Annotated in this window: 1 protein-coding gene; it reads right to left on the minus strand. The window is 67.3% G+C overall.

Annotation, left to right across the window (positions count from 1 at the left end; all coding sequences use genetic code 11):
• The coding region (locus tag PIQ37_RS20565; RefSeq protein WP_342074892.1) for an amino acid adenylation domain-containing protein at window positions 1-7,775 on the minus strand (7,775 nt) is incomplete at both ends.

A 7,775-nucleotide genomic window follows, 5' to 3' on the forward strand; every position in this document is an offset into this window, starting at 1 on the left:
AACGCCCCTATGCAGCTGTCGCGCGGATAGGGCTGCGCCGTCGCGTTCCACTGCTGCAGCACCTGCACGCGCTCGGCGCCGCCCAACAACGGCAGCGCCGATACCGGCCCCGTGTCGTCGTCGGCCATCGCCGTCAGCAAGCGCTGCCAATAGCCTGCGTAACGCATCACGGTCGCCTGATCGAACAGCGCCGTCGCGTAGTTCAGGCTGCCCTCGATGCCCTGCGCAGTTTCGCGCAAGCCGAGGGTCAGTTCGAACTGCGCCGTGCGCAGCGCCGTGCCCACCGCCGTCGCCTCGACGCCCGGCAACGACAATCGACCTTCGTCCTGCGTCTGCCAAGCCAGCAGCGCCTGGAACACCGGCGTATGCGCCGGATTGCGCGGCGGCTTGACCGTCTCGACCACTTGATCGAACGGCAGATCCTGGTGCGACTGCGCATCCAGCACGCAACGGCGCGTGCGCGCCAGCAACTCGGCGACCGTCGGCGCCCCGCCCAGGTCGATGCGCAGCGCCAGCGTGTTGACGAAGAACCCGATCAGCGGCTCGACCTCCTCGCGGTTGCGTCCTGCGACCGGGCTGCCGATCACCACGTCGTCCTGACCGGACAGACGGCCCAGCACCGCGGCCCAACTCGCAAGCAGGGTCATGTACAGGGTGGCGCCGTGACGCTGGCCAAGCGCCTTCAGTCGCCCGGTCAGGTCCGCATCCAGGCTGATGCCGAACCCAGCGCCAGCGAAATCCTGATGCGACGGACGCGGACGGTCGGTCGGCAGGTCCAGCACAGCGGGCGCGCCGCTCAACGCCTCGCGCCAATACGCGGCCTGGCGTTGGGCCTGGCCGTCCGCCAGCCATTGCCGCTGCCATTGCGCGTAGTCGATGTACTGCACCTGCAACGGCGGCAGCGGATCGCCATTGCCCTGCAGGTACGTGGCATAGAAGCGGCTTAGCTCGTCCAGCATCACGCCGATCGACCAGCCGTCGGAGACGATGTGATGCATCGCCACCGCCAGCCCGAAATCGTTCTCGCCCAGCTGCGCCACCTGCACGCGCAGCAGCGGATCGCGTTCCAGGTCGAAGGCCTGCGCGAACAAGGCCTCGTTGAGTGCCGAGTGCGCCGCTTCGATATCGTCGTGATCGCGCAGATCGTGCACGCGCAGATCCGCCGCGGCGTGCGCTGCCACCTGCTGCATCGGCTGTCCGTCGATCAACACGAATCGTGTGCGCAGCACGTCGTGCCGGGCCACGACCTGGTCGAGCGCATGCGCCAGCGCGTCCAGATCCAGCGTGCCACGCAGACGCTGCGCGCCCGACAAATGATAGGCGGCGCTCGCGCCGTCGATCTGGCTCAGGAACCACAGGCGCTGCTGCGCCTGCGACAAGGGCATGGACGCGAGCCGCGGCGCGGGCAGGATCGCCGCTTGATCCGAGCGCCGTCCCGCCGCGACGCGCGCAGCCAGCTGCGACAGGGTCGGCGACTCGAACAGCTCGCGCATCGACAAGTCGACATCGAACGCCTTGCGGACCCGCGACGCCAGTTGCACGGCCAGCAGCGAGTGCCCGCCGAGTTCGAAGAAATCGTCGAAGCGGCCGATCGCCTCGACCCGCAACAGCTCCGCCCAGATCGCGGCCAGGCCTCGCTCGGTCGCGCCCTGCGGCGCCTCGAAAGCGCGCCGCGCATAGGCCGAGTCGTCCGGCGCCGGCAGCGCCTTGCGATCGAGCTTGCCGTTCGGCGTCAGCGGCCATGCGGCCAATCGCACGAACGCCGACGGCACCATGTATTCCGGCAAGCGCTTGGCCAGATGCTCGCGCAGAGAGGCGATGTCCAGCGTTTCGTCGGCCAGGCAGTAGGCGACCAGCCGCTTCTCGCCCGCCGCATCCTCGCGCGCCAGCACGACTGCTTCGCGAACGCCCTCGCTTTCGATCAGCTGGGCTTCGACCTCGCCCAGCTCGATGCGGAAACCGCGGATCTTCACCTGGAAGTCGTTGCGGCCCAGCAGGGTGATCTTGCCGTCGTTCGACCACCGGCCCAGATCGCCGGTGCAATACATCCGCGCGTCGGCATCGGCCGCGAACGGATTGCGCACGAAACGCGCGGCCGTCAGCCCCGGCTGGCCCAGGTAGCCGCGCGCCACACCCGCGCCGGCGATCCAGATCTCGCCCGCTACACCGACCGGCACCGGCGCCCAGGCCGCGTCCAGCACATAGACCTGCGTATTGCCCACCGGACCACCGATATCGCCGACAAATCCGCCTGCGCGCGTCATCGTGGTCCAGGTCGAATAGGTCGTCGTTTCCGATGGACCGTACAGATTGCACAGGCGTTCGACGTTGGCGCTGGCGAGGATGCGTTCGGCCAGCGAACGCTTGAGCGCCTCGCCCGCCACATTCACCACGCGCACGCTGGGCGGAATCGCCTGCGCGCGGGTCAACTCGGCCATTGCCGAGGGAACGGTGTTGATCAGCGTCACCGGAGGCGCCGCATCCAGCAAGCTCAGCGCGTTCGCGACCAAGGTCACCGTGCCGCCGACAGAGAGCGGCGCGCCATACTCGAACAACGACAGATCGAAGTTGATCGAGGTCGAGAACAGGCAGTTGCTCAGGTCCTGCACGCTGAACGCCTGCGTGGCCCAGCTCAGGAAATTCACCGCGTTGCGATGTTCGATTGCCACGCCCTTGGGTCGCCCTGTCGAACCGGAGGTGTAGATCAGGTAGGCGAGATTGGACGCGCGCAGATCCGCGACCGTGACGTTCTCGTCGGTTGCGTTCGCCCACTGGGCGGCATCGGCGTCGATATCCACGATCACCGGCGAGGATGCGTCGCCCCGGCCCAAAGCCTGCGCCAACACCGGCCGGCCCACCGCATCGGCAAGCACCACGCGCGGCGTCGCATCCTGGAGGATCTGCGCCAGGCGATCCGGCGGATATGTGGGATCCAGCGGCACATACGCCCCGCCCGACTTCAGCGTCGCCAGCAACGCCACCATCATCCCGGCCTTGCGTTCCAGGCACAGCCCCACCCGATCGTCGGGCGTAACGCCAAGGCGAAGCAAATACCGGCTCAAACGATTTGCGCGGCGATTCAGCTCGGCGTAACTCAGCCGGTCCTCGCCCGCCACCAACGCGATCGCGTCGGGCGTGCGCTGCGCCTGTGCCTCGAACAAGTCGTGCAGGCGAGCCTCACGCGGGTAGTCCAAAGCCGTGTCGTTCCATTCCGACAGCATCCGGGCGCTCTCGGCAGCCCCCAGCAACGGCAGGCGTGCGACGACGGCCTCGGCGTCGGCCAGCATGCCACGCAGCAGGCGCTGCCAGTAGTCGGCGTAACGCGATACCGTCCCCGCATCGAACAGCGAGGTCATGTAGCCGAGCGCGCCCTCGATGCCGCTGCCGGTATCGCGCAGATCGAGGATCAGCTCGAACGGCGCGGCCGTCGTCGCCAGTGCCTGTTCGGCCACGTCGATGCCGGCCAGGTGCAGGCGCTCCTCGGCCTGGCCCTGCCAAGCCAGCATCACCTGGAAAACCGGCGAATGCGCGGTGCTGCGCGGCGGCTTCACCGCTTCGACGATCCGATCGAACGGCAGATCCTGGTGCGCCTGTGCGTCGAGCACCTGGGCCCGCGTGCGCGACAGCAGCTCGCCCACGGTCGGCTCGCCGCTCAAGTCGATGCGCAGCGGTAGCGTGTTGACGAAGAAGCCGATCAAGGGTTCGATCTCGGTGCGAGCGCGGCCTGCCACCGGGCTGCCGATCACCACCTCGTCCTGCCCCGACAGGCGGCTCAACACCGCTGCCCAACTTGCCAGCAAGGTCATGTACAGCGTCGTGCCGCAACGCTGGCTCAGCCTCTTCAGGCCCGCGTAAAGCGTTTCGTCCAACTGCAGGTCGATGGCCGCGCCCGCGAAGTCCTGATGCGGCGCGCGCGCACGGTCGGTCGGCAGCTCGAGCAGGGTCGGCGCACCGGCCAGGGTTTCGCGCCAGTACTTCGCCTGGCGCTCGGCCGGGCCGCCAGCCAGCCACTGCCATTGCCATTGGGCGTAATCGATGTATTGCACCGGCAACGGCGCCGGCGATTGCGCCACCGCCCCGGTTTCCAAGGCATAGAACGCGCTGAGGTCGCCGAGCAGCACACCGATCGACCAACCGTCGGAGACGATATGGTGCAGCACCGCGTGCAGGACATGGACGTCGTCCGCGATCTGCACCAATTGCATGCGGATCGGCAGCGCCGCGCCCAGATCGAAGGGCTGCGCGAGGAAGGCGGCGCCGAGCGCCTTGCTGGCACTCTCGGGGTCTTGCGCGGTCCGTACGTCTTCCAGGTACAGGTCGAATACGTCCGCAGCGACGAACTGCTGCATCGGCTCGCCATCGACCAGCACGAAGCGTGCGCGCAGGATCTCATGACGCGCAACGATGCGCCGCAGCGCCCGCGCCAGCGCGCCGCGATCCAGCGCGCCGGCCAGGCGAAGAGCGCCGGCCGAGTGGTATGCCGCGCTCGCGCCATCGACCTGGGTCAGGAACCACAGGCGTTGCTGAGCCGGCGACAGCGGCATGTACGGTTGGCGCTGCACGATGTCGATCGCCGTCGCCGTCGCCGAATTCGCGAGCGAGACACGTTCGGCCAGGCGTGCCAGCTCGGAGGCTTCGAACACATCGCGCAAGTTCAGCTCGACATCCAGCGCGTCGCGCACGCGCGTGACCAGTTGCACGGCCAGCAGCGAATGGCCGCCAAGTTCGAAGAAGTCGTCGAAGCGGCCGACCCGGTCGAGCTTCAGCAGCTCGGCCCAGATCTTCGCAAGCACCGCTTCCACATGCCCCTGCGGCATCGCATCGCCGCGGCGGGCATAGGCCGCGCCATCCGGCGCCGGCAAGGCGCTGCGATCCAGCTTGCCGTTCGCCGTGAGCGGTAGCGAGGGCAGAACGACGAAGGCGCTAGGCACCATGTAGTCGGGCAGTTGCAGCGACAGCCGAGCGCGCAGGTCGGCGACGGTGGCTGAAGACTCGACCGACATGGTGAGGTACGCGACAAGCCGCTTCTCGCCCGGTACGTCATCGCGTGCCAGCACCGCCGCCTCGCGCACGTGTTCGAACTCGGCGAGCCTGGCTTCGATCTCGCCCAGTTCGATGCGGAAGCCGCGGATCTTCACCTGGAAGTCGTTGCGGCCAAGATACTCGACGTTGCCGTCGGGCAGCCAGCGCGCCAGGTCCCCACTGCGGTACAGCCGTGCCCGCGGATCACGCGAATAGGGGTCGGCGATGAAACGTTCTGCGGTCAGCTCTGCGCGGTTGCGATAGCCGCGGCCGACCTGCACGCCGCCGATATGCAGTTCGCCGGCGACACCGACGGGAACCGGCTCGCCGTGCGCGTCGAGCAGGTAGATCGCCGTGTTGGCGACCGGCTTGCCGATCGGCACGATGCCGGCATGCGCGTCGTCGACGCACCGCCAGTAGGTGACGTCGACGGCGGCTTCGGTCGGCCCGTACAGATTGTGCAGCTGCGCGTTGGGCAGCGCGGTCCGGAAGCGCTGCTGCAAGGTATACGGCAAGGCTTCACCGCTGCACTTGACGTGGCGCAGCGAACCGCAGCCCGCCAGATCGCTCTGCGCCAGGAAGGCCTGCAGCATCGAGGGCACGAAATGCATCACGGTAATGCCGCAGCGCTCGATGGTCTCGACCAGATAGGCCGGATCCTGATGGCCGCCGGGACGCGCCAGGGTCAGGCGCGCTCCGGCCAGCAACGGCAGGAAGAACTCCCACACCGATACGTCGAAGCCGAAGGTGGTCTTCTGCAGAACCCGATCGCTTGCGTCGAGCCCGAACTGGTCCTGCGCCCACAGCAAGCGATTGACCGCGCCGCGATGTTCGTTCATCGCCCCCTTGGGCAGGCCGGTCGATCCGGAGGTATAGATCATGTAGGCCAGGTGGGACCCGCTCACCCCGACCGACGGATTCGCATCGCTGTACGACTGCGCCGACAGGCGATCGAGATCGAGCACCGGGAACGGCGCTTCGGACCCGGCGGCCAGCGCGGCGACCGTCTCCGCCAGTTCGCCATGGCTCAGCGCCACCTTCGGCGCGCAGTCGTCCAGCATATGGCGCAGGCGCTGTTGCGGATACGAAGGATCGATCGGCACATAGGCCGCGCCGGATTTGAGGATCGCCAGCAGGCCAACCACCATCTCCAGGCTGCGCTCCATGCAGATCGCGATGCGATCCTCCGCAGCCACGCCCATCGCGATCAGACGATGGGCCAGGCTGTTGGCGCGGCGGTTCAATTCGGCGTAGCTCAGCGCATTGCCGCCGGCGCCGTCCTCGTAGCTCAGCGCCACCGCATCGGGGCTGCGTTGCGCCTGCGCTTCGAACAGCGCATGCACCGTGGTATCTGGATAGCCACGTTCGGTCGCATTCCAATCAGCCAGCAAGCGGTTTCGTTCGGCGGGATCAAGCAGCGGCAGGCGCGCTATCGCCGCGGTGTCGTTCAGCGCCATGCCGGCCAGCAGGCGACGCCAATAGCCGAAGTAACGCGCGACGGTGGCTTCGTCAAACAACGAGGTCATGTAGCTCAGCGCGCCAACGATCTCCTCGCCCTGCTCACGCAGGTTCAGGATCAACTCGAACTGGGCATTGCTCGCTTCCTGATCTAGGTTCTCGATGCTCATACCAGGCATCGACAACCGCGCTTCATTCTGATTCTGCCACGCCAGCATGACCTGGAAGATCGGCGTGTGTGCCGTGCTGCGCACCGGCTTGACCACTTCGACCACGTGGTCGAACGGCAGATCCTGGTGCGATTGCGCGTCGAGGACTTGCCGGCGCGTGCGGTTCAGCAGTTCCGCCACCGTAGGCTCGCCACTCAGTTCGATGCGCAGTGCGAGGGTATTGACGAAGAAACCGACCAGCGGTTCGATCTCGGCCCGGTTGCGACCAGCCATCGGGCTGCCGATCACCACCTCTTCCTGCCCGGACAGGCGGCTCAGCAGCGCCGCCCAGCTCGCCAGCAGAGTCATGTAGAGCGTTACGCCATGGCGCTGGCTCAATGCTTTGAGCTGAGCGGTCAGGGTCGCATCGAGCACGACATCCAGGGCGCTGCCGGCGAAGTTTTGATACGGCGGGCGCGGGCGATCGGTCGGCACTTCGATCAAGGTCGGTGCGCCGGCGAGGGTTTCCCGCCAGTACGCGGCCTGTCGCTCCAATTGGCCATCGGCCAGCCACTGCCGTTGCCATTGCGCATAGTCGATGTACTGGATCGGGAGCGGCGGCAAGGGATCTGCCGCGCCTTGGATCTCGGCGGTGTACAGACGGCCGATTTCCTCCAGCATGACGCCGATCGACCAACCATCCGAGGCGATGTGATGCACCACCACGTACAGCGCGTAGTCCTCATCCTCCAGTTGCAGCAACAACACCCGCAGGGGCAGATCGGCGCTCAGGTCGAAGGGCTCCGCGTACAATGCTTCGCCTCGCGTGGCGCGCAAGGCATCGCGATCGTGTTCGCCGCGCAGGTCCTCGAAGCGCAGCCGCAGCGTCGCGTCTGCATCGACCCGCTGCATCGGCTGGCCATCGATCAGCACGAAGCGCGTGTGCAGCGATTCATGGCGCGCGACGACGCGCTGCAGGGAACGCTCCAGCGCCGGCACGTCCAAGCGACCGGTCAAGCGCAATGCGCCAGCGGTGTGATAGGCGGCGCTGGCGCCGTCGAGTTGGCTTAGGAACCACAGGCGCTGCTGCGCGAGCGACAGCGGCATGTGCAGGCGGCGCTCGGCCACGCCGATCGCGCTCAGTTG

Origin of the sequence: Xanthomonas protegens, from assembly GCF_038442435.1 — a bacterium.
GTDB lineage: Bacteria > Pseudomonadota > Gammaproteobacteria > Xanthomonadales > Xanthomonadaceae > Xanthomonas_A > Xanthomonas_A sontii.